The sequence below is a fragment of the Pseudomonas defluvii genome, from assembly GCF_001695625.1.
GTDB classification, from domain to species: domain Bacteria; phylum Pseudomonadota; class Gammaproteobacteria; order Pseudomonadales; family Pseudomonadaceae; genus Aquipseudomonas; species Aquipseudomonas defluvii.
In genome coordinates this window covers 1-2,889 of record NZ_MBPN01000228.1, presented here as the reverse complement: position 1 = coordinate 2,889, position 2,889 = coordinate 1, and the positions used below count along the sequence as shown (strand labels likewise).

The following is a 2,889-nucleotide window of genomic DNA, read 5'->3' as shown; positions in this document are numbered from 1 at the left end:
CGTATCGACCAGCAGGTGAAAATTCGCGGTTTCCGCATCGAGCTGGGGGAAATCGAAGCGCAGTTGCAAAGCCACCCGCAGGTCAACGAAGCGGCGGTGCTGGTCAAGGAGGGCGCCGGTGGCCCCCGGCTGGTGGGCTATGTCGCCAGCTCGGACTTGGCGATTCAGGACGAGCTCAAGGCCCACCTGCACGAACGGCTGCCGGAATACATGGTCCCGGCACAGATCGTGGTGTTGCCGACGTTGCCACTGACCGCCAACGGCAAGCTCGACCGTCGCGCGCTACCCGAGCCGGACGCTGCAGCAGGCCGCGAGTACCGGGCGCCGCAGACCGATACCGAACAGGCCATCGCCCGTATCTGGGCGCAGGTACTGGACGTGGAGCGTGTAGGCCTTGATGACCACTTTTTCGAACGGGGCGGGCATTCCTTGCTGGCGGTACAGACCGTTTCACGCCTCAAGCGTGAGTTCGATCTCGACGTTGGTGTGCGCGAGCTGTTCGAACACCCACAGCTTGAGGCCTTCGCCCGTTATGTCGAGGCATTGCGCCCTTACGCCGAGGCTGCGCGCCAAGAACTGCAAGACGATATCCATGCGGCATTGGCGGAACTCGACGGTCTTTCGACTGAAGAACTTGAAGCCCTGCTGGCGGAATAGGACAGAACTGAATTTATGCAAAGCCTGATCGCATCCTTGAAAGACCTTGCCCCTGAAAAACGCAAGGCACTGGCCGCACTCTTGAAGAAGAAAGGTATCGACCTGTTTGCGCAGATGCCTATCAGCCCGGCTGATCGCACCCTGCCACTGGCCTTGTCTTATGCTCAGCAACGGTTGTGGTTTCTCACGCAACTGGAGCCGGCCAACAGTGCCTACAACATTCCGGGCGCGCTGCGCCTGCGTGGTCAACTCGATCGAAATGCGCTGCAGAACGCTTTCGATGGGCTAGTGGCGCGTCACGAAAGCCTGCGTACCCGTTTTATCGCAGATGCCGATGCACAGCCACGGCAGGTGATTGATGCGCCGACGCCCCTGGCCATCAGGTCGATTGATTTGCGCGGGCAGGGCCCGGAAGCCCTGGCTGCCGCCGTTGAAGTCGAAGCCTTGCAACCCTTCGACCTGGCTAACGGTCCGTTGCTTCGGGTCACCCTGTTGACCTTGGCCGATGACGAGTACGCGCTGCTGTTGACCTTGCACCACATCATTGCCGATGGCTGGTCTATGAACGTGTTGGTGGATGAGTTTGCTGCCGCCTACAGTGCTTGCGTTCAAGGCCATGCGCTGGACCTTCCGGGGTTGCCGGTGCAGTACGCCGACTATGCGCAATGGCAGCGCGAGTGGCTCGAAGCCGGCGAGCTGCAACGCCAGCTCGAGTACTGGACGGCTCAGTTGGGGGATACCTCAGCGGTGCTGGAGCTACCGGGGGACTTCCCGCGCCCGGCGGTGCAAAGCTATCGCGGTGCCCAGCAGCGGCGTGTACTTGACGAAGCCTTCGGTCAACGCCTGCGCCAGTTCGCTCAGGCACAGGGCTCGACGACCTTCCAGGTACTGCTGGCGACCTTTGCCGTCTGCCTGCACAGGGCCAGTGGCCAGTGCGACCTGCGTATCGGCGTGCCGACGGCCAACCGCAATCGGCTGGAAATCGAGGGGTTGATCGGTCTGTTCGTCAACACTCAGGTGCTGCGCTGCGTGGTCGATAGCCACGCAGGCTTTGCCGACCTGCTGGAGCAGGTACGCGAACGGGCCCTTGGCGCCCAGGCCAATCAGGACCTGCCCTTCGAACAATTGGTTGAGGCGTTGCATCCAGAACGCAGCCTGAGCCACAACCCGTTGTTCCAGGTACTGTTCAACCATCAGCGGCAGCGCTTTGGCGCATTGGCTCACCTGCCGGGGCTGACCCTGGAAGCCTTGGATCAGGTGGAAACCGCCGCCCAGTTTGACCTGGGGCTGGACAGCAGCGAAGACGACAGCGGGCGTATTGTGCTGTCGTTCACCTATGCCGTGGATGTGTTCCTGCCTGCCAGTATCGAGCGCTTTGCTCAGCGTTTTGAGGCGGTGCTGCGCCAAGTCATGGAGCAACCGCAACAGCCGTTGCGGGTATTGGACTGGTTGACCGATGACGAGCATCGCCAACTGCACACCTGGAGCCAGCCAGCGGAGGTTACGCCACACCTGCCGCTGGTGCATGAGGCCATCAGCCAGCAAGCCGCCTTGCGTCCCGACGCCGTGGCGCTGGTGTGTGGCGATCGCTCGCTGACCTTCGCTGAGCTGGAACAGCGTGCCAACCAGCTGGCCCATCGCTTGATCGCCCTGGGCGTGGGCCGGGAAACCCTGGTTGGCGTCGCGCTGGACCGTTCGCTGGAACTGATTCTCGCCCCGTTGGCGATCCTCAAGGCCGGGGGCGCCTACGTGCCGCTGGACCCGGAGTACCCGGCCGAGCGCCTGGCCTACATGGTCAAGGACGCGGGCCTGAAGTGGGTGCTGAGCGATGCCGCGCTGGCACTGACGTGGCCGGAAGGTGTCGAAGTCGTGGCCCTGGACCAACTGGACCTGAGCCGCGCGCCAACACAGGCGCCCGTGTTGACGGTCGCCCCGCAGCAACGCGCCTACATGATCTACACCTCTGGCTCTACCGGCCAACCCAAGGGCGTGACCGTCGAGCACGGTGCCCTGAGCATGCACTGTCGGGCCGCCGCAGAGCTGTACGGCATGAGCGCCGACGACATTGCCCTGCATTTTGCCTCGATCAGTTTTGACGGCGCGGTGGAGCAGTGGTTGTCGCCGATGATGTTCGGTGCCCGGTTGGTGCTGCGTGGCCCGGGGCTGATCTCGGCAGAGCAGAGCTACCAGACGCTGGTGGACCAAGACGTTACCGTGGCCTATTTCCCCACC

General features: G+C 62.9%; 2 protein-coding genes. Both read left to right on the top strand.

Annotated features, from left to right (window positions below):
* Positions 1–657: phosphopantetheine-binding protein (locus tag EKA13_RS26730; RefSeq protein WP_245704431.1), on the top strand; the 657-nt coding region annotated here is incomplete at its 5' end.
* 15 nt (positions 658–672) lie between these two features.
* The coding region (locus EKA13_RS26725) for a condensation domain-containing protein (protein WP_141685682.1) at positions 673–2,889 on the top strand (2,217 nt) is incomplete at its 3' end.